The sequence below is a fragment of the Fundidesulfovibrio sp. YSD1 genome, from assembly GCF_055397115.1.
Window position 1 is genome coordinate 2,174,914 of sequence record NZ_AP043666.1, and the last position, 15,911, is coordinate 2,190,824.

22 protein-coding genes are annotated in these 15,911 nt (G+C 68.5%); 15 read left to right on the forward strand and 7 right to left on the reverse strand.

Features of this window, described 5'->3' with window-relative positions; translation table 11 throughout:
* Positions 1-67: 67 nt before the first annotated feature.
* Genes ACZ5V4_RS10155 through ACZ5V4_RS10165 form a run of 3 tightly spaced genes read left to right on the forward strand, consistent with a single transcriptional unit; the run spans position 68 to position 2,073 of the window.
* Positions 68-856 carry a metal ABC transporter ATP-binding protein gene (locus ACZ5V4_RS10155; RefSeq protein ID WP_464314738.1) on the forward strand — a complete coding sequence of 263 codons (789 nt, stop codon included), beginning with the start codon at positions 68-70 and terminating at the stop codon, positions 854-856.
* Positions 853-1,656, forward strand: a complete 804-nt coding sequence (locus ACZ5V4_RS10160; RefSeq protein ID WP_464314739.1) for a metal ABC transporter permease — start codon at positions 853-855, stop codon at positions 1,654-1,656. The genes ACZ5V4_RS10155 and ACZ5V4_RS10160 overlap by 4 nt, the downstream gene beginning before the upstream one ends.
* Positions 1,657-2,073 carry a Fur family transcriptional regulator gene (locus ACZ5V4_RS10165; RefSeq protein ID WP_464314740.1) on the forward strand — a complete coding sequence of 139 codons (417 nt, stop codon included), beginning with the start codon at positions 1,657-1,659 and terminating at the stop codon, positions 2,071-2,073. It begins immediately after the preceding gene.
* A 12-nt stretch (positions 2,074-2,085) separates the two neighbouring features.
* Here the strand turns inward: ACZ5V4_RS10165 and ACZ5V4_RS10170 are convergent, their stop codons facing one another.
* Both ACZ5V4_RS10170 and ACZ5V4_RS10175 read right to left on the reverse strand, forming a co-directional pair.
* Positions 2,086-2,994 (reverse strand): SPFH domain-containing protein, encoded by a 909-nt coding sequence (locus ACZ5V4_RS10170; RefSeq protein WP_464314741.1) that lies wholly within the window; start codon positions 2,992-2,994, stop codon positions 2,086-2,088.
* Between the two features lie 18 nt (positions 2,995-3,012).
* Complete coding sequence (locus ACZ5V4_RS10175) at positions 3,013-3,465, reverse strand: NfeD family protein (protein ID WP_464314742.1); 453 nt, start codon at positions 3,463-3,465, stop codon at positions 3,013-3,015.
* Between the two features lie 146 nt (positions 3,466-3,611).
* Between ACZ5V4_RS10175 and ACZ5V4_RS10180 the strand changes: the two genes are divergently transcribed.
* Positions 3,612-3,893, forward strand: a complete 282-nt coding sequence (locus ACZ5V4_RS10180; protein WP_464314743.1) for a hypothetical protein — start codon at positions 3,612-3,614, stop codon at positions 3,891-3,893.
* 62 nt (positions 3,894-3,955) lie between these two features.
* Here ACZ5V4_RS10180 and ACZ5V4_RS10185 read toward each other — a convergent pair whose 3' ends face one another.
* Positions 3,956-5,149 (reverse strand): anaerobic nitric oxide reductase flavorubredoxin, encoded by a 1,194-nt coding sequence (locus ACZ5V4_RS10185; RefSeq protein ID WP_464314744.1) that lies wholly within the window; start codon positions 5,147-5,149, stop codon positions 3,956-3,958.
* A 142-nt stretch (positions 5,150-5,291) separates the two neighbouring features.
* Here ACZ5V4_RS10185 and ACZ5V4_RS10190 point away from each other — a divergent pair, with 142 nt between their 5' ends.
* Complete coding sequence (locus tag ACZ5V4_RS10190) at positions 5,292-5,624, forward strand: hypothetical protein (RefSeq protein WP_464314745.1); 333 nt, start codon at positions 5,292-5,294, stop codon at positions 5,622-5,624.
* A 70-nt stretch (positions 5,625-5,694) separates the two neighbouring features.
* Here the strand turns inward: ACZ5V4_RS10190 and ACZ5V4_RS10195 are convergent, their stop codons facing one another.
* Positions 5,695-6,159, reverse strand: a complete 465-nt coding sequence (locus tag ACZ5V4_RS10195; protein ID WP_464314746.1) for an EVE domain-containing protein — start codon at positions 6,157-6,159, stop codon at positions 5,695-5,697.
* Positions 6,160-6,178: 19 nt separating this feature from the next.
* A complete protein-coding gene (locus tag ACZ5V4_RS10200) occupies positions 6,179-6,643 on the reverse strand; it encodes a DinB family protein (protein ID WP_464314747.1) in 465 nt (154 codons plus the stop codon).
* Positions 6,644-7,040: 397 nt separating this feature from the next.
* Between ACZ5V4_RS10200 and ACZ5V4_RS10205 the strand changes: the two genes are divergently transcribed.
* From ACZ5V4_RS10205 to ACZ5V4_RS10230, 6 genes are all read left to right on the forward strand, one after another.
* Positions 7,041-7,973 carry an NADH-quinone oxidoreductase subunit B family protein gene (locus ACZ5V4_RS10205; RefSeq protein WP_464314748.1) on the forward strand — a complete coding sequence of 311 codons (933 nt, stop codon included), beginning with the start codon at positions 7,041-7,043 and terminating at the stop codon, positions 7,971-7,973.
* Positions 7,974-7,978: 5 nt separating this feature from the next.
* Complete coding sequence (locus ACZ5V4_RS10210; RefSeq protein ID WP_464314749.1) at positions 7,979-9,331, forward strand: Ni/Fe hydrogenase subunit alpha; 1,353 nt, start codon at positions 7,979-7,981, stop codon at positions 9,329-9,331.
* A gap of 100 nt (positions 9,332-9,431) precedes the next feature.
* Positions 9,432-10,001, forward strand: a complete 570-nt coding sequence (locus ACZ5V4_RS10215; protein ID WP_464314750.1) for a hydrogenase maturation protease — start codon at positions 9,432-9,434, stop codon at positions 9,999-10,001.
* The gene (locus ACZ5V4_RS10220) at positions 9,998-10,738 is read left to right on the forward strand and encodes a hydrogenase iron-sulfur subunit (RefSeq protein ID WP_464314751.1); all 741 of its coding nucleotides are present in this window, start codon (positions 9,998-10,000) and stop codon (positions 10,736-10,738) included. The genes ACZ5V4_RS10215 and ACZ5V4_RS10220 overlap by 4 nt, the downstream gene beginning before the upstream one ends.
* 107 nt (positions 10,739-10,845) lie before the next feature.
* On the forward strand, positions 10,846-11,103 hold the full coding sequence (locus tag ACZ5V4_RS10225) for a type II toxin-antitoxin system Phd/YefM family antitoxin (protein ID WP_464314752.1): 258 nt from the start codon (positions 10,846-10,848) through the stop codon (positions 11,101-11,103).
* A complete protein-coding gene (locus ACZ5V4_RS10230) occupies positions 11,100-11,495 on the forward strand; it encodes a type II toxin-antitoxin system VapC family toxin (RefSeq protein ID WP_464314753.1) in 396 nt (131 codons plus the stop codon). The genes ACZ5V4_RS10225 and ACZ5V4_RS10230 overlap by 4 nt, the downstream gene beginning before the upstream one ends.
* On the opposite strand, the gene ACZ5V4_RS10235 is transcribed toward ACZ5V4_RS10230, so the two are convergent.
* On the reverse strand, positions 11,492-11,779 hold the full coding sequence (locus ACZ5V4_RS10235; protein WP_464314754.1) for a hypothetical protein: 288 nt from the start codon (positions 11,777-11,779) through the stop codon (positions 11,492-11,494). The genes ACZ5V4_RS10230 and ACZ5V4_RS10235 overlap by 4 nt on opposite strands.
* Before the next feature lie 118 nt (positions 11,780-11,897).
* Here ACZ5V4_RS10235 and ACZ5V4_RS10240 point away from each other — a divergent pair, with 118 nt between their 5' ends.
* The 4 genes from ACZ5V4_RS10240 (at position 11,898) to ACZ5V4_RS10255 (ending at position 15,256) form a co-directional block, all read left to right on the forward strand.
* A complete protein-coding gene (locus tag ACZ5V4_RS10240; RefSeq protein WP_464314755.1) occupies positions 11,898-12,479 on the forward strand; it encodes an HAD-IB family phosphatase in 582 nt (193 codons plus the stop codon).
* A 78-nt stretch (positions 12,480-12,557) separates the two neighbouring features.
* Positions 12,558-13,625 (forward strand): iron-containing alcohol dehydrogenase family protein, encoded by a 1,068-nt coding sequence (locus ACZ5V4_RS10245; protein WP_464314756.1) that lies wholly within the window; start codon positions 12,558-12,560, stop codon positions 13,623-13,625.
* A 305-nt stretch (positions 13,626-13,930) separates the two neighbouring features.
* Entirely contained in the window at positions 13,931-14,686 is a 756-nt protein-coding gene (locus tag ACZ5V4_RS10250; protein ID WP_464314757.1) for a hypothetical protein, read from the forward strand.
* A 6-nt stretch (positions 14,687-14,692) separates the two neighbouring features.
* A complete protein-coding gene (locus tag ACZ5V4_RS10255) occupies positions 14,693-15,256 on the forward strand; it encodes a DUF2085 domain-containing protein (RefSeq protein ID WP_464314758.1) in 564 nt (187 codons plus the stop codon).
* A 13-nt stretch (positions 15,257-15,269) separates the two neighbouring features.
* Here the strand turns inward: ACZ5V4_RS10255 and ACZ5V4_RS10260 are convergent, their stop codons facing one another.
* Entirely contained in the window at positions 15,270-15,869 is a 600-nt protein-coding gene (locus ACZ5V4_RS10260; protein ID WP_464314759.1) for an Lcl domain-containing protein, read from the reverse strand.
* Positions 15,870-15,911 lie beyond the last annotated feature (42 nt).

Consider the following 15,911-nt stretch of genomic DNA (forward strand, 5'->3'; position numbering starts at 1 on the left):
CCGCCGGAGGCATCTTTCTCTTGCCTTTTGACTCTGCTTTGCCCGAGAAACCCATTACGTGACGATCATGAACGACCCTGCAATCGAACTCGAATCAGTGAGCTTCTCCTTCGGCCCGACCACGGCCTTGGAGGGCGTCTCGCTCTTTGTGCCGCGCGGCGAGTACCTGGCCATCCTGGGCCCAAACGGCGGCGGCAAGACCACGCTTCTGCGCCTGCTTCTGGGGCTCCTGAAGCCCACAAGGGGCTTGGTGCGCGTGCTCGGGCAGGACCCCGCCGAGGCCGCGCCGCGCGTGGGCTACATGCCCCAGATCACCTCCACGGGCCGGGCATTCCCCATAAGCGTCCTTCAGACCGTGCTCCTGGGCAGGCTGACCCCTGGCACGCGCTGGCCGTTCTGGTCGCGCGAGGACAGGCGCGCGGCCATGGAGTGCCTGGAGCGCGCAGGCGCCGCGCACCTGGCCGACAAGGCCCTTGCCGACCTCTCGGGCGGCCAGCGCCAGCGGGTGTTCATCGCCAGGGCCCTGGCCTGCGGACCGGAGCTTCTGCTGCTGGACGAGCCCACGGCCAGCGTGGACCCCGAGGGCCGGGCCTCCATCCAGGAGCTTCTGGGGGAGTTGGCCAGGACGCTCACGGTGGTGCTGGTCAGCCACGACATCGCGGTGATCTCGCGCCACGTGACCTGCGTGGCCTGCGTGAACAAGACCGTGCACTTCCACCCCCGCCCGGAGATAACGCCGGAGATGTTCGGCATGATGTACCGCTGCGGCCCGCACGGCTGCCCCGTGGAGTTTCTGTCCCAGGGCCTGCCCGGCAAGGGCGCGTCCTGCTGCCCGGACTGCGGGGGCAAACCGTGATCGAGGCCCTTTCCTACGACTTCATGCGCAACGCGGTGCTTGCCGGGCTCCTGGCCAGCGTCGCCTGCGGGGTGATCGGCAGCCTGGTGGTGGTGAACCGGGTGGTGTTCGTGGCCGGGGGCATCTCGCACGCGGCCTACGGCGGGGTGGGGCTGGCGTTCTTCCTGGGCCTGCCCGTGCTGCCCGCGACCATCGCCTTCAGCCTGGCCGTGGCCGCCGTGATGGCCGCCGTGACCTTCGGGCGCGGCGAGCGGGCGGACACGGTGGTGGGCGTGCTCTGGGCCGCCGGCATGGCCTTCGGCATCATCCTGGTGGACTTGACCCACGGCTACAACGTGGACCTGATGAGCTTTTTGTTCGGCTCCATCCTGGCGGTGCCCGCCACGGACCTCTGGCTCATGGCCGGGCTGGACGCGCTTTTGCTGGCCGTGGTGGCCTACTGCTACCGGGGCTTCCTGGCCATGAGCTTCGATGCCGAGTTCGCCGGGCTTCGAGGCGTGCCGGTCAGGCTCCTGCACTTCGTGATGCTGGCCATGATCGCGGTGTCCATCGTGATGATCATCCGCGTGGTGGGGCTCATCCTGGTGATCGCGCTCTTGACCATCCCGCCTTACCTGGCCGAGCGCGGCTGCCGGTCGCTCGGGGGCATGATGCTTCGGGCCGGGCTTTACTCGGCCGGGTTCTGCCTGGCCGGGCTGGCGCTCTCCTACGCGTTCGATTTGACCTCCGGGGCGAGCATCATCGCCGTGGCCTCGGTGTGGTTCTTCGGCGCGCAACTTTTGGGCAGGAGGGGCGCCTAGATGTGCACGGGGTGCGAGCCCAGGGAGCTCCTGGAGGCGGCCGGACTCAAGGCCACGCCGCAGCGGGTCAGGGTGCTTTCGGCCTTGCGCGAGGCCGGGGAGGCCATGACGCCCCAGGCGCTGCTGGCGGCGCTGCGCGAGGAGGGCCGGATGGACAAGGTCACGCTCTACCGCACCCTCGAGACCTTGGCCGCGAGCGGGCTGGCCTCGCGCCACGAGGCCGGGGACGCGAGCGTGCGCTACTGCCTGGCGGGCCCGGCGCACCCGGACCATGCCCACTTCTACTGCCTGCGCTGCAAGCGCCTGTACTGCCTGGACCCGGGCGCGGTGACCGTGGGGGCGGACCTTCCGGGAGTGGAGCACGTGAGCGTGCGCCTGGAAGGGGCCTGCCGCGACTGCCGCGAAGCCCGGGGCTGATCCCCGTCCGCGTCAGCCCGCCTTTTTTACCGCCTGCATGGCCGCGGCCACGAGCCCGGCCACGTCCGCCGCGTTCTGCGGGATGATCATCGTGGTGGACTGCTTGGCGATGTTCGAAAAGGCCTCCACGTACTGTTCGGCCACGCGCAGGTTGGCGGCCGTGAGCCCGCCCTCGGCGGTCATGGCCTCGGCCACGCGGCGGATGCCGTTGGCCGTGGCCTCGGCCACCAGCTCGATCTGGCGGGCGCGGCCCTCGGCCACGTTGATCTGGCTCTGCTTCTCGCCCTCGGAGAGGTTGATGGCCTGCTGCATCTGGCCTTCGGAAATGTTGATGGCGCTCTGCTTCTGACCCTCGGCCAGGGCGATCTGGGCGCGCTTCTCGCGCTCGGCCGTCATCTGGGCCTCCATGGCCTGCTTCACGCTCTCCGGGGGGCTTATGTCCTTGATCTCGAAGCGCATCACCTTCACGCCCCAGGCCATGGCCGCCTCGTCCACGGCCTTGACCACCTCGGCGTTTATCAGCTCGCGCTCCTCGAAGGTCTTGTCCAGGGTGATCTTGCCGATGGAGGAGCGCAGCGAGGTCTGGGCCAGCTGCGTGGCCGCCGTGCGGTAGCTGGCGATGCCGTAGGCCGAGAGCCTGGGGTCGTTGACCTTGATGTACACGAGCCCGTCCACGTGCACGGTGACGTTGTCCTTGGTGATGCAGGGTTGGGAGGGGGTGTCCACCACCTCCTCCTTGAGCGAGAACTTGTAGGCAACCTTGTCGAAGAGCGGCAGAAGCAGGTGGAAGCCCGCCTCAAGGGTGCGGCTGTACTTGCCCAGGCGCTCCACGATGAAGGCGCTCTGCTGGGGCACCACCGTGACCGAGAGCACCACCAGCAACAAGACGAGACCGGCGAAGGACAAGGCGACTGTGAGCATGGGAGCCTCCCTGCTTTTTCAGATTCTGGCCACGACCAGTTCGGAGTGGTCGCCCCTGGGGTCGGCCTGGACGCGCACGGACTCGCCCACGGCCAGGGCCTCGGCGCTCCTGGCCGTGTAGAACGTTCCGCGCAGCTTGATGCGGCCCAGGCCGCCCTCGGAGATGGCCTCGGTGACCACGCCCGCCTCGCCCACCAGCGACTCGATTTTCTCCACTTGCTCCTCGTCGGGGCGGGTGCGGCCGTGGAAGAGCGTGCGCATCCAGCCGCGCAGGAGGAGCAGGCAGGCCACCGACGAGCAGGCGAAAATGACGAGCTGGTGCGAGGCCTCCAGGTCGAAGACGAAGGAGCACGCGGCCGTGATGAGCGCGCCGATGCCGAAGAACACGAGCACCAGCCCGGGCACCAGCGCTTCCAGGGCGATGAGCGCGAGGCCCAGGACGGTCCAGATCACGGGCGGGGTCCAGTACATGGGCGATGCTCCTTTTCGTGCGCCCTGCGGGATTTGGCCCGCCTTGGGCTCTTCCGCGCGGGCGCGAATCGTGCCATTCTGGGGCCGGCCGCGGCTTGGGCAGTGTGGGGCGGGCGGCCGGGACACCACTCTCGCGGGGCTCGGGCATGGAATCGTACAAGCGTTCCGAACTAGACGCCATCGACGAGGAGACTCGCCGCTGGCTGCACGACTTCACCTCCTGGAAACGGCGCAAGGCAGCCGACCCGCGCGAGGTGACCATTGCTTTCCTGCTCGAGTACATGGAGCAGCGCGTCTACGACTACTATTTCATCCAGCGCAACTACTCGCACCTCGTGCCCCTGCTCAAGTCCTACGAGAGGGCCTTCGGCGGCGTGGAAGGCCTGACCCGGCTCATGGAGGACGCGGGCAGGACGCTTACGCGCTGACCGGCGGCGCGCCTTCTTCCGGCCCGCGTTCCCGGAGCGATCCGGAGCGGGAGGCCAGGGCCTCAGCCGAGCGTCCCGGCGGCCTCCCTGCCGAAGGCCCGGCAGCGCTCCGAGGCCTCGCCGTCGGGCTTCCAGAGCACCTTGAGCCCGGGCGCGGCCTGGGCGAACCCAGCCGTGGCGAGGCCCTCCTCGATCATCTTCACGGATTCGCCGCTCCAGCCGTAGGAGCCGAAGGCCGCGCCCTTCTTGCCCTTGAAGGCCAGCCCGCGCATCTCCTCGAGCACGGCGGCCACGGAGCGCAGGATGCCCTTGTTGAAGGTGGGCGAGCCAACGGCCACGAGCTTCGCCTTGAACACCTCGGTGATCAGGTCGTTGACGTCGCTCTTACCCGCGTGCAGGCATTTCACGGTCATCTCCGGCCTGGCCTCGCGCATGCCCTGGGCGATGGCCTCGGCCATGAGCCGGGTGGAGTTCCACATGGTGTCGTAGACCACCACTGCCTGGTCCTCGCTGTAGTCCGCCGCCCACTTCAGGTAGGCCTCCACGATGCGGCCCGGGTCCTTGCGCCAGATCACGCCGTGGCTCGGGCAGATCATTTCGAGCGGCAGGTTCAGCGCCAGCACGTCGTTTATTTTCTTCGTCACGAGCTTGCTGAAGGGCGTGAGGATGTTGGCGTAGTACTTGAGCGCCTCCTGGAAGAGTTCGCACTCGTCCACGGTGTCCGCGAAGAGCCGCTCCGAGGCCAGGTGCTGGCCGAAGGCGTCGTTGGAGAAGAGCACCGCCTCGCCCGAGAGGTAGCTGAACATGGTGTCCGGCCAGTGCAGCATGGGGGCTTCCACGAAGGTCAGCGCGAGCCCGGCCCCCAGGTCCAGGGTGTCGCCGGTCTTGACCACGCGCAGGTCCCAGTCCTGGTGGTACATGCCCTTGATGGATTTGACCGCGTTGGCCGTGCAGTAGACCGGCAAGCCGGGCCGTGCGCGCAGAAGCTCGGGCATGGCCCCGCTGTGGTCGGGCTCGGCGTGGTTGCAGACCAGGAAGTCGATGGATTCGAGCACGCCCTCGCGCGCCAGGTTCTCCACGAATTCGCCAGCGAAAGGCGACCAGACCGTGTCGATGAGCGCGGTCTTCTCACCGCGCACCAGGTACGAATTGTATGACGATCCGTGGTGGGTACTGTATTCTTCGCCATGGAAGCGGCGCAATTCCCAGTCGATCTTTCCGGTCCAGAAGACGCGTTCCGTGACGGGCTTGAGCATGTGCTGTCCTCCTCGGGTTTTCAGGGCATGCTAGCCCATGCGGGCGTTCACGGCAATGCCCGGCGCGGCTTTGGCCGGGGCCTCGCGTGGACTCCGGGCCGAGTTTGTGCCAATTGTGGGGAAAACCAAGGGGAAAGCGGATATGGGCAGATATGCCGTGAGGGCCGGGGTGGCGTTGGCGGCCGTGGTCGTGCTCTGGGGCTGCGGGTTGCGCGGCCCCATGACCGATTCGGAGTTCATGGGTTTTTGTTCCGCGACCAACGCCAGGCACGGCGGGTGCGACAGCCTTGGCCTGTGCGACGAGTACCTGGCGGCCGTGGGCAAGCCGCAGCCGGACCTCCAGGCCTGTCTGTCCGGGTGCGAGGACGTGCGCGCGAAGCTTTCGGCGCGAAACCGCCAGGGCCGCTGCCAGGCCACGGTCAAGGCCGGGGCGGACTGGTGCCAGCGGTACTGCCGCACGCTGTATCCGCAATGACGGGTTTTTCTGGAGAGGGCGCCACCCTCTCCAGGCCTCTCCCGGCAGGGGGATGATCCCCCTGCACCCGCTAGCCGCCCATGCGGCAGACGGCCTCGAACTCCTCGCGCGTGACCGGCATCACCGAGAGGCGCGATCCCTTGCGCAGAAGCTCCATCCCGGCCAGCTCCGGCTCCTCGCGCATGGCCTTGATGGGCACGGGGCGCGCGAACTTGCGCTCGAAACGCACGTCCACCACGTACCACTGGGGCCTCTCCTGCGGCGATTTGGGGTCGAAGTGCTCGTCCGACGGGTCCCAGGCGGTCTTGTCCGGGTAGGCCGCGCTGACCACGCTCATCACGCCCACGGCCGAAGGGTCCGTGACCGAGTGGTAGAAGATCGCCAGGTCGCCCGGGGCCATGCGGTCGCGGATGAAGTTGCGGGCCTGGAAGTTGCGCACGCCGCTCCAGGCCGTGGTCTGGCCAGGCGCTGAAGCCAGGTCGTCGATGGAGAAGCACCCGGGTTCGGACTTCATCAGCCAGTACGATCGTTCCATCTCGTTCGTCTCCGTGTCTTCAGGCGCGCTCTGCCAGGACCTCGGCCAGGCGGCCGGAGTAGTGCGTGGCGTGGCGTTCCATGTGCTCGAAGTAGCCGTTGACCAGGTGCTCCAGGGTCTCGGGGCCGCCGGGGGAGGCCCAGACGTTGCCGAGGGCGGCCTCGGGAGTGGTCTCGACCAGGCGCAGCAGGAAGGCGTTGAAGCTCGTCCAGAGCGCGCACAGCGTGGCGAAGGGGCAGCCGTCGTGGCGCTGGGCGTCCACCCAGGCCTGGGCCTCGTAGGCCGGGAAAGGGTCCAGGTCGCCCTGGCGCAGCCGGGCGAATCGTTGGTGATTGTTGGAGGCGGAGTCGATCATGTGGCCGACGATCTCCGCGAGTGTCCAGGCGTCGGGGGCCACGCGCACGTGGGCCACGCCGGAAGGGGTGTCGTCCAGAAGCCGTTGGAACGCGGATACGGCGTCCCTGGCCCTGCTTACGTCTATCATCCTGGGCTCCTTCGGGTTTGCGCGAAGCTAGCAGGGCCGGAGGGGGGATGTCGAGGGGGCGAGGGCACGGCGCTCTTTCGGCAGCGATCGCACACGAATCCGGCGTGTTGGCGTTGTGCTTTGTTTCCCTATTTATTTCGCCATTTGTGAAAATAACAACATAATCGGATTGATTCTTGCCATGGCTTCCTGAAGCAGCTATCAGCCTCTCCCATTGCAAAAGCCGCTTCCATCGCATCGGGCCGGGCGGGCCCGTAGGGGCGAATGGGCAAAGGAAGCGGTCCGCGACACCATAAAAGGCATCCAAGGCTTCCGAACGCGCCAACCCGGCGCGAGGGGACGTGTTTTGCCATCTCAATCCGCTTTCACCGGCGGCGACGGGAGAGGTGTTTCCGACGTGGTAACCATCGCTGGAGAATGGCTCAATTCCTGCTCGGGCTGCGAGATCGCCATCCTGAACCTGGGAGAGGCGCTTCTTGACCTGCTGCCGGAGCTCGACTTCGTGCACATCCCCGTGCTCGCCGACCACAAGTATTATGGCCAGCTGGGCGAGCGCTCCAAGCTCACCATCCCCAAGGCCCGGGTGGGCATCGTGTCCAGCGGCGTGCAGAACGAGGAGCACCTGGAAGTGCTCCATGAGATGCGCGCCAAGACCGACGTGCTCATAGCTCTCGGCACCTGCGCCACCAAGGGCGGCATCCCGGCACTGACCAACCTCTACGGCATGGCCGGCGTGCGCGAGCTGGTCTACAGGGGCCAACCCTCCACCGTGCCGGGCCCGGACCCGGACACGAAGGCCCACCACATCCCGGCGAGCCTTGATTCCTGCACGGCCCTGGACGCCCACGTGAAGGTGGACCTGGCCCTGCCCGGCTGCCCCCCGCACCCGGACTGGATCGCCGAGGCCATCACCGCGCTTCTGGCGGGGCGCGCTCCCGAACTGCCCGGGCGCTCCGTGTGCGACGGCTGCCCCACCTTCCGCACCGGGACCAACACCGGCGGAGGCCTCAAGCGCATGCTGGAGCAACCCTTTCACGACCCGCTCAAGGGGCCGGAGGGCATGCAGTGCCTGCTGGAGCAGGGCTTCATGTGCCTGGGGCCGGTGACGCGCCGTGGCTGCGGCGGCCACGAGGGCGTGCCGCGCTGCATAAGCGCCAAGGTGCCCTGCCGGGGCTGCTACGGCCCGGTGGCCGAGGACGGCGTGCCCTGCGTGGACTACGTGGGCGCGCTCACGGCTGTTGGCCTCAATTACGCGGCCATGCCGGACAAGCCGGGCTATCTTTCCCGTTTCGACGGCGCGCGGATTCTTTCGCGCAAGACACAGGAGTAAGAGAAGTGGCTGAAACCATCCGCATCGCGCCGCTCACGCGCATCGAGGGGCACGCGGCCCTGGACATCCAGCTCGACGACGCGGGCGACGTGGCCGACGCCCGCATGACCGTCATGAGCCTGCGCGGCTTCGAGAAGTTCGTCATGGGCCGCCCCGTGGAGGAGGTGCCGCGCATCGTCACGCGTATCTGCGGCATCTGCCCCTGGCAGCACCACCTGGCCTCCACCAAGGCGGCCGAGGCCTGCCTGGGCGTCGCGCCCACGCCCACGGCCTCCAAGCTGCGCGAGCTGTGCCAGATGATGGCCACCATCCCGGACAAGATCCTGCACTTCTACTTTCTCTGCGCGCCGGACTTCGTCCTTGGCCCGGACGCTGACCCGGCCGCGCGCAACGTGGCCGGGCTCGCCGGGGCCGCGCCGAACCTGGCCAAGCAGGCCGCGCTCATGCGCTACCGCACCCAGATGGCCCTGGAGCGCTTCGCGGGCAAGGTGATCCACCCCGTGGCCGTGCTGGTGGGCGGGTTCTCCAAGCACCTCTCCGAGGAGGAGCGCCGCGAGTTCACGGCGCTCGCTCGCGAGGCCCTGGAGTTCAGCCTTTCGAGCATCAAGCTGGCCAGGGAGCAGATATTTCCCAAGTACGTACCCCTGTTCAGGGAGCTGGGCGAATACCCCAGCGCCTACCTGGGCCTGGTGGACCCGGCCACGGGCAACCTGGCCCTGCACGACGGCGTGTTCCGGCTCATGGACCAGGACGGCTGCGTGGAGGAGTTCGCCCCGGCGGACTACCTCGCGCACCTGGCCGAAAAGGTGGAACCCTGGACGTACCTGAAGTTCCCCTACATGCGCAAAGCCGGGCGGCTCGTAATGGACGAGGCCGCGCCCGTGGGCGTGTACCGCACCAACTGCCTGGCGCGCGTCAACGTCTGCGAGGCCATGGCCACGCCCCTGGCCCAGGGCGAGCTCGAGATCTTCAGGCGCGAGTTCGGCCGCCCGGCGCACCTGACGTTCCTCTACCACTGGGCCAGGCTCATCGAGCTGGTCTACTGCTGCGAGCGCGCCCTGGAGCTTTTGGAGGACCCCGCGATCACGGGCCGCGACATCCGCACCCAGCCCATCGCGCCCCGCGCGGGCGAGGGCGTGGGCTGCGTGGAGGCCCCGCGCGGCAGCCTGATCTACCACCTCAAGACCGACCACCAGGGCATGGTCACGGCGGCCAACCTCCTGGCCGGGACCACGCACAACAACGCGGGAATGAACCTCTCCATCAGGCAGGCCGCCAGGACCGCCATCAAGGGCGGGCGCTACGACCAGGGCCTCTTGAACACCGTGGAGATGTGCCTGCGCGCCTACGACCCGTGAATGAGCTGCGCCACGCACCGCCTGGACGGCGGTGTCGACATGACCGTGCGCGTGCTCGGCCCCGGGGGCGAACTCCTGGACACCTTGAGGAGGGACTAGCGTGGACTGGTCGGCCATGTTCAACGCGCCCGTGGTGGTGTTCGGCTGCGGCAACACCCTCTTCGGGGACGACGGGGTGGCCCCGGCCGCCGTGGGCGAGCTGGCCCGGGAACACGCGGGCGAGAAGCACGCGGCCTTCGTGGACGCGGGCACGTCCATCCGCTCGCTGCTTGCGGACCTCTTGCTCTCCGGCGCGTCGCCCAGGCGCATCGTGCTGGTGGACGCGGTGATGGAGCCCGGCCGCGAGCCGGGCAGCATCGAGGAAGCCAGGCTTGAGCCCGCGCCCAAGGGCGGGGCCGAGGGGCTTTGCGGCACAGCCCTGAGCCTGCACCAGGCCCCCACGCCGGAGCTGTTGGAGGCCGCGCGCGTCCGCCTGGGATGCGACGTGCGCGTGCTCACCGTGCAGGGCGAGCATATCCCCGAGGCCATGGAGCAGGGATTGAGCCTCGCGGTCAGCAGGGCGATACCGCCGCTCAAGCGCGCCATCTTGAGGCTCTGCCAGCCGCCGTGCGGCAAGCCTCGCGGAAACGATAAAAGCGCCCGGGCCGGGCAAGGAAGGAGCCAGGCATGAACCGCGTGTCACCGCCTTCGCTGTCCATGGACATGGACCGCCTCATCCACGATTTCAAGCTCTGCCACGGCTGCGGCCTGTGCGGCGAGGTCTGCCCCAGGGGGGCCATCACCGTGGAGCGCGTGGCCGGGGAGGGCAGCGGCCTGCACCGCGAGCCGCACCTGGACGAATCCTCCTGCATCCACTGCGGGCGCTGCGGCTCGGTGTGCGCCAGCGCAGCCATCAGCCAGGAGAAGTTCGCGGACCTGGCCGCACAGGCGGCCGGCGGCGAGTGGGAGCACCTGGTGTTCTTTTGCCGCAAGCTGAACCTGGCGCGCACCCCGGAGCCCGCCTCCGCCCCGGTGGGCCTGAACGCGCCGCTCATTGCCGCGCGGCTCACCCCGCAGCTCTCGCTGGTGGAGCTGCCCCAGGGGGTGAAGCTCGTGGACGTGCGCTGCACCGGGCGCATCGGGGCCAGGACGCTCTTGTCGTTTTTGCTGGCCGGGGTGAAGGGCGCGCTCATCTTCGCCTGCCCGCCGCACGAGTGCGAATACGGCGGGGACGGCTGCCTGGCCGCCCTGCACGTGGAGGGGCTGCGCTCGCTCATCGAGGCCTACGGCATGGCCGGGGTCCGGGTGGAGATACTCTTCGAGCAGCCCCAGAGCCCGCAGGAAGTGGAGCGGACCATCCGCCGCTTCCGCGACGGCAGGCTCAACCTGCGCGGCCAGACCCGCCAGGGCAGGGCTTCGGGGTTCTAGCGCCTGGGCTAACCGGGCCTCTCGGCACGTACTTGTTGAAATGGTCCTGACGATGGTCTAAAGGTTGAGGAGATTGGACCGCAGTCAGGTCCGGACGGGAGCGCGCCATGCAGGTATCCGTAACTGAGGCCAAGGGGCAGTTGACCGAACTGGTCCGGCGGGCCGAGGCCGGGGATGAGGTCATCCTGACGCGGCACGGCCATGCGGCCGTGCGCCTGGTGCCGGTCAATCCGGTACCGAGCAGGCAGGCGCGCCGCAAGCTGCTCGAAGAGGTCCGCGCCGCTGCCGCGGCGAAAGCCGTGGTCGGGCCGGGCGCGGCCCGCAGCCAGGACTTTCTCTACGGCGACGACGGGATGCCGCGATGATCGCGGTGGATACGTCGGCGCTGATGGCCATCGTGCTGGGCGAGCCGGAAGCGGACGCCTGCGCCGCCGTGCTGGAAGCCGAGGATTCCCTCTTGATCTCGGCGGGTACCGTGGCCGAGGCGATGATCGTCGCGTCGCGTCGCAACGTCGGCGGTGAAATGGAGCGTCTGATCGACGGGCTCGGCTTCGAGGTGGTCAACGTTACGCCCGCCTCGGCGCGGCGTATAGCCAAGGCCTATGAACGCTGGGGCAAGGGCGCGCACCAGGCGGCGCTCAACTTCGGGGACTGCTTCGCCTACGAAGTGGCCAAGGAGCACCAATGCCGCCTGCTGTTCGTGGGCGGCGATTTCGCGCTGACCGACCTGGAAAGCGCGCTTGACGGCGCGGGCTAGCCGAACGCCTTGAAGGGCCTGCGCCCAAAGGGCGGCCGGGCCGCCCCCGAAGCCACCCGCGCGAGCGCGTCGGTGAGGAAGCCCGCCAGGCACCCGGCCAGTTCCACCCGCGCTCCTTCTTCGCCGAACACGGCGACCTCCGTGTCCGGAAGCGACGGCAGCTTAAGCGTTGCCGGGGCTTCCGACAAATCCCTCCCAACGAACGACTTCCCCAGCATGGACACCCCGAGCCCGCCCTGCACGGCGGCCTGGAGGCCCATGACGCCGTGGGCCGTGCAGGCCACGCGCCGGGGAGGCGCAGGCCTTATTTTTCCCCTGCCTCGTTATTGAACGGCTGACCCGGATATGCCATCTAACCGGGGCGGCCTTCCCGGCCGCCTCACCGCAACCGGAGGGCCATCCATGGCTGATGCAGTGCTGGTCAGCGATTTCGACGGCACCATGACCGCCAACGACTTCTACAAGCTCGTGGCCGAGCGCCTGCTGCCGCCGGAGGCGCTCTCGCCCTGGAAGGACTACCGCGCGGGCGGGATCACCCATTTCACGGCCCTTCAACGCATCTTCGGCAGCCTGCGCGCCACGCCGGACGAGCTCGAGGCCATCGCGCGCGACATGCGCCCGGACCCGGGGCTCGCCCGGTCCGTGGCCAGGCTGCGCGCCGCCGGGTGGGAGGTGGTGGTCGCCTCGGCCGGGTGCGACTGGTACATCCGCAAGGTGCTGGCCTGGGCCGGGGTGGACGTGGACGTGCATGCGAACCCGGGGGTGCACGTGCTGCCAGGGGGATCGCTCGAGATGCGCGAGCCCTTCGATTCGCCCTTCCATTGCCTGGAGACCGGCGTGGACAAGGCGGCCATCGTGCGCTTCCACCAGGGCAGGGGGGGCCAGGGTGGCCTTCGCCGGGGACGGCTTCGCGGACCTGCCCGCCGCGCTCCAAACGCCGCCCGCCCTGCGCTTCGCCCGGGCCGACCTGGCCCACGCCCTTGACCGCGAGGGCGAAACCTACCGTGGGTTCGGCGTCTGGTCCGACGTGGCCGAGGCGCTTCTCGCCCAGGGAGGAGGGACATGACCAGAGCCACGCTCATTTCCGTGCCCGGGCTCGTGCGCATCAAGCCCGGAGCCCTGGCCCGCCTGGGCCTCTACCTGCGCCGGGGCGGCCACGCGCGGGTGCTGGTGCTGGCCAGCCTGGGCCTGCCTGCGTCCGTGGCGGAGGCCGCGCGCTCGGGCCTGGCCGCCGAGGGCGTGGAGGCCGCCGCCTGGACCGAGGTGGCCGAGAACTCCTTCGAGGACGCAGCCCGGCTCTTCGCCGGGATGCCGGGCAAGGTCTCGGCCGTGGTGGGCCTGGGCGGGGGCAAGGCCCTGGACATGGCCAAGTACCTGGCCTTCCTGGCCAGGCTGCCCTATTTCGCGGCCCCCACGTCGCTCTCCAACGACGGCTTCTGCAGCCCGCAGTCGAGCCTGACCATGGCGGGCAGGCGGCGTTCCCTGGCCGCGGCCCTGCCCCAGGGGGTGGTCATCGACGTGGAGGTCTGCCTGGCCGCGCCGCGCCTGCTCTGGCTTTCGGGCGTGGGCGACCTGGCCTCCAAGCTCACGGCGGTGTTCGACTGGAAGCTGGCCTTCCACAACGCGGGCGAGCCCGTGAACGACCTGGCGGCCCTGCTCTCGGACGCCACGGTGCACCAGTTCCTGGCCCGGCCGCTCTTCGACGCCCAGGGCATGACCCTGCTCGGCACCGCGCTCATGCTGAACGGCATCGCCATGGAGATCTGCGGCTCGTCGCGCCCCGCGAGCGGCGGCGAGCATCTGATCTCCCACGCCCTGGACGCTTCCTCGGCCAGGCCCCGGCCCCACGGGTTGCAGGTGGGAGTGGCCACCTACGTCACGGCCAGGCTCCAGGAGCGCGAGGCCCCGGAACTGGACACGGCGGCCACCGTGGACAGGCTGTTTCGGGAAACCGGCTTCTGGGACGCCGTGCGCGCCGACCCCTTCTCCAGGGACGAATGGCTGGACGCGGTGCGCCAGGCCCCGCAGGTGAAGGAGGGCTTCTTCACCGTGCTCTCCCTGCGCGACTGCCTGCCCGAGGTGCGCGAGCTGATCGATAACGATCCCGCGCTGGCGGGGTGCTTCGCCTAGCCTAGGGCGGCCGAAGCCCCGGGTCCGTTCCGCCCGGGAAGTCGCAAGCCTGCCGGGGGGGGCCGCCCGAGAAATCCCAGTCCGCCGATGTTGCCTCCCGGCGGCATTTCCGATAACGATCCCAAAAGACATACGAATCAGGTGGGCAATAGCTGTTTCCTGTCCGGCTGAGGCATTCCCGCGCGGTCATCCGTATCGACGGCGTGATTGGTCACGATATTCGTCATATTGGGAAAACCATAAACAGCCAGGAGTTCAGGATGATCGAGAGGATGACAAGGCGCGTTCTACCGCAAGGCAAAGCCGTGCCGGCCGTGGTCACCTTCGCGGCCCTGGGCATGATGCTCTGCTTCATGCTCGGTTGCGCGGAAACCACCACCCCCCGCAACGACGGCCCCACCACCGTCTGGCACGACTACCTCTTCTCCTACGATCCGCCCGAGACCAAGCCGCCCGCGTCGGTGAAGATCACGCTGTCCATCGTCTCCCCCTTCTACCCCGACGGGGACGCCTACCTGAGCCGCAAGTACAAGAAGGTCTCCCAGGGCTGGGCGAAGTCCTTCTCCACGGACCTGGACAAGATCATCGTGGCCAAGGGCATGACGGTCATGGGCAACTTCGACACGCTGGACCTCATGACCTACCCGGACAAGAAGAACACCAACCTGACGCTTTCCCCCGAATTCGTGATCACGGAAGAAACGCGCAAGGGCCAGCCGTTCTACAAGGGCGGAAAGATCCACACCCCCGTCACGGTGCGGCTCTCCGGCCAGGTGCGCCTGATCATGCGCGAGCCCCTTTCGTCCGAGAAGATCTGGATCAAGAGCATCCCCGTGGACAGCCTGGAGGAGAAGGGCGAGATCCTCTCCGAGGCGGTCTACACGCGTGACGGCCTCATGGAAGGCGACGTGACCTACAACGGCGCGGAAGACGCCGTGGCGAACATGATCAAGAAGCTCTACCCGTCCATGATGGACACGGTCTGGAGATACCTGGACGTCCAGGAGATCAAGGTCCTGAAGGAAAAGTCCGAAGAAGTCCGCAAGCTGAAGAGATACTAGGGGCCGATGGATTTTCCGGAGGCCTTCCGGCACTACGTCCTGCATTGGACGCCGGATCGTGCGATTTATATCGGCGGGCATCCCGTACCCTGGGATGCCCGCTGCGCCGGAATCTACACCGGGTTCGGCGTGGCGCTCCTGTGGATGCTCCTGCGCCGCCGCCGCGCCGGCCTTGTTCCCTCCCTCCCGGTCCTCGCCCTGCACGCCCTGCTCTGCGTCCCGTTCGTGCTGGACGTGGCCACGCTCTGGGCCGGGTTGCGCGCGCCCTCGAACCACCTGCGCTTCCTGACGGGGATCCTGCTGGGAGGGGGCTTCTGCCTGGTGCTCTATCCGGCGTTTCTTTCGCTCGCGCTGCCCGGTTTCGCCAGGCCGCAGAGGCTGGAGCTGGACGGATGGCACACGACGCTGCTCGCCGCGCTGTGCGCGGCGTTCGGCCTGCGTTATGTCGATACGGCCGTTGCGTGGGCGGCGCTGACGTCCGTGATGGCCCTCGGCTTCGGCGCGGTGGCGTTCTTCCTGGCGGGCAACCTGACCGCGCTGCTCCTCGGGCTAGCGGGCCGGAAGCGTTAGACCAGGTCCGGGCCTAGCGCTTCGAGCGCACGGCCATGGCCCTGCTGCCCGAAGAGACCGTCTCCCTGTTCCCCGCGTTCTCCCCTCCGCCGTTGAAGAGCAGGTACTGCGCCGATTGGGCGTCCTTGAGCTCCGAGGACCAGGGGCAGCACCCGCCGAGCTGGAAGGCGGGGTCGATCCTCAGCGAGTAGCGTTTCCCGGACGGAACGTAGACGCCGGAGCCGTAGATGTCGCGCAGCTCCTTCATGGTGGGAAGCCGCCAGCCCCCCCCGCCCACGCTCAGGCCCTGGGCCCACGCCTGGGCGCGCGTCCAGGCGACGTCCTGGTCCTCGGCCACGAACCACTGCAGGCCGGTCTTCTTGTCGGTGATGATGCCCTGGCCGTCCCGGGTGAACCTTCCCTTCGTGGCCGACGTGGCCTCCGAGCTCGTGCCCGTGGTGCGGGGCTTGGCCGGGGCGCTCTCCTCGCCGTTCTGCTTGGGGGGCTTTTGCTTGTCCTGGTCCTTTTTCAGGAAGAACTCCGGGGGCAGGGTGGCCCCGGACTGCGCGCGGGCCTGGGGGACGGCTCCCAGGGACAGGGCCGCAAGGACGATCAGGGCGAGAAGACGGGTCATACGCGGGAAACCTCCTGCGCTTTGGGTTGTCGGGAACCGGCG

Coding starts and splice junctions, on each gene's coding strand:
- ACZ5V4_RS10155 (WP_464314738.1), top strand. CDS start 68: ATGAACGACCCTGCAATCGAACTCGAATCAGTGAGCTTCTCCTTCGGC.
- ACZ5V4_RS10165 (WP_464314740.1), top strand. CDS start 1,657: ATGTGCACGGGGTGCGAGCCCAGGGAGCTCCTGGAGGCGGCCGGACTC.
- ACZ5V4_RS10170 (WP_464314741.1), bottom strand. CDS start 2,994: ATGCTCACAGTCGCCTTGTCCTTCGCCGGTCTCGTCTTGTTGCTGGTG.
- ACZ5V4_RS10175 (WP_464314742.1), bottom strand. CDS start 3,465: ATGTACTGGACCCCGCCCGTGATCTGGACCGTCCTGGGCCTCGCGCTC.
- ACZ5V4_RS10180 (WP_464314743.1), top strand. CDS start 3,612: ATGGAATCGTACAAGCGTTCCGAACTAGACGCCATCGACGAGGAGACT.
- ACZ5V4_RS10185 (WP_464314744.1), bottom strand. CDS start 5,149: ATGCTCAAGCCCGTCACGGAACGCGTCTTCTGGACCGGAAAGATCGAC.
- ACZ5V4_RS10190 (WP_464314745.1), top strand. CDS start 5,292: ATGGGCAGATATGCCGTGAGGGCCGGGGTGGCGTTGGCGGCCGTGGTC.
- ACZ5V4_RS10195 (WP_464314746.1), bottom strand. CDS start 6,159: ATGGAACGATCGTACTGGCTGATGAAGTCCGAACCCGGGTGCTTCTCC.
- ACZ5V4_RS10200 (WP_464314747.1), bottom strand. CDS start 6,643: ATGATAGACGTAAGCAGGGCCAGGGACGCCGTATCCGCGTTCCAACGG.
- ACZ5V4_RS10220 (WP_464314751.1), top strand. CDS start 9,998: ATGAACCGCGTGTCACCGCCTTCGCTGTCCATGGACATGGACCGCCTC.
- ACZ5V4_RS10225 (WP_464314752.1), top strand. CDS start 10,846: ATGCAGGTATCCGTAACTGAGGCCAAGGGGCAGTTGACCGAACTGGTC.
- ACZ5V4_RS10230 (WP_464314753.1), top strand. CDS start 11,100: ATGATCGCGGTGGATACGTCGGCGCTGATGGCCATCGTGCTGGGCGAG.
- ACZ5V4_RS10240 (WP_464314755.1), top strand. CDS start 11,898: ATGGCTGATGCAGTGCTGGTCAGCGATTTCGACGGCACCATGACCGCC.
- ACZ5V4_RS10245 (WP_464314756.1), top strand. CDS start 12,558: ATGACCAGAGCCACGCTCATTTCCGTGCCCGGGCTCGTGCGCATCAAG.
- ACZ5V4_RS10255 (WP_464314758.1), top strand. CDS start 14,693: ATGGATTTTCCGGAGGCCTTCCGGCACTACGTCCTGCATTGGACGCCG.
- ACZ5V4_RS10260 (WP_464314759.1), bottom strand. CDS start 15,869: ATGACCCGTCTTCTCGCCCTGATCGTCCTTGCGGCCCTGTCCCTGGGA.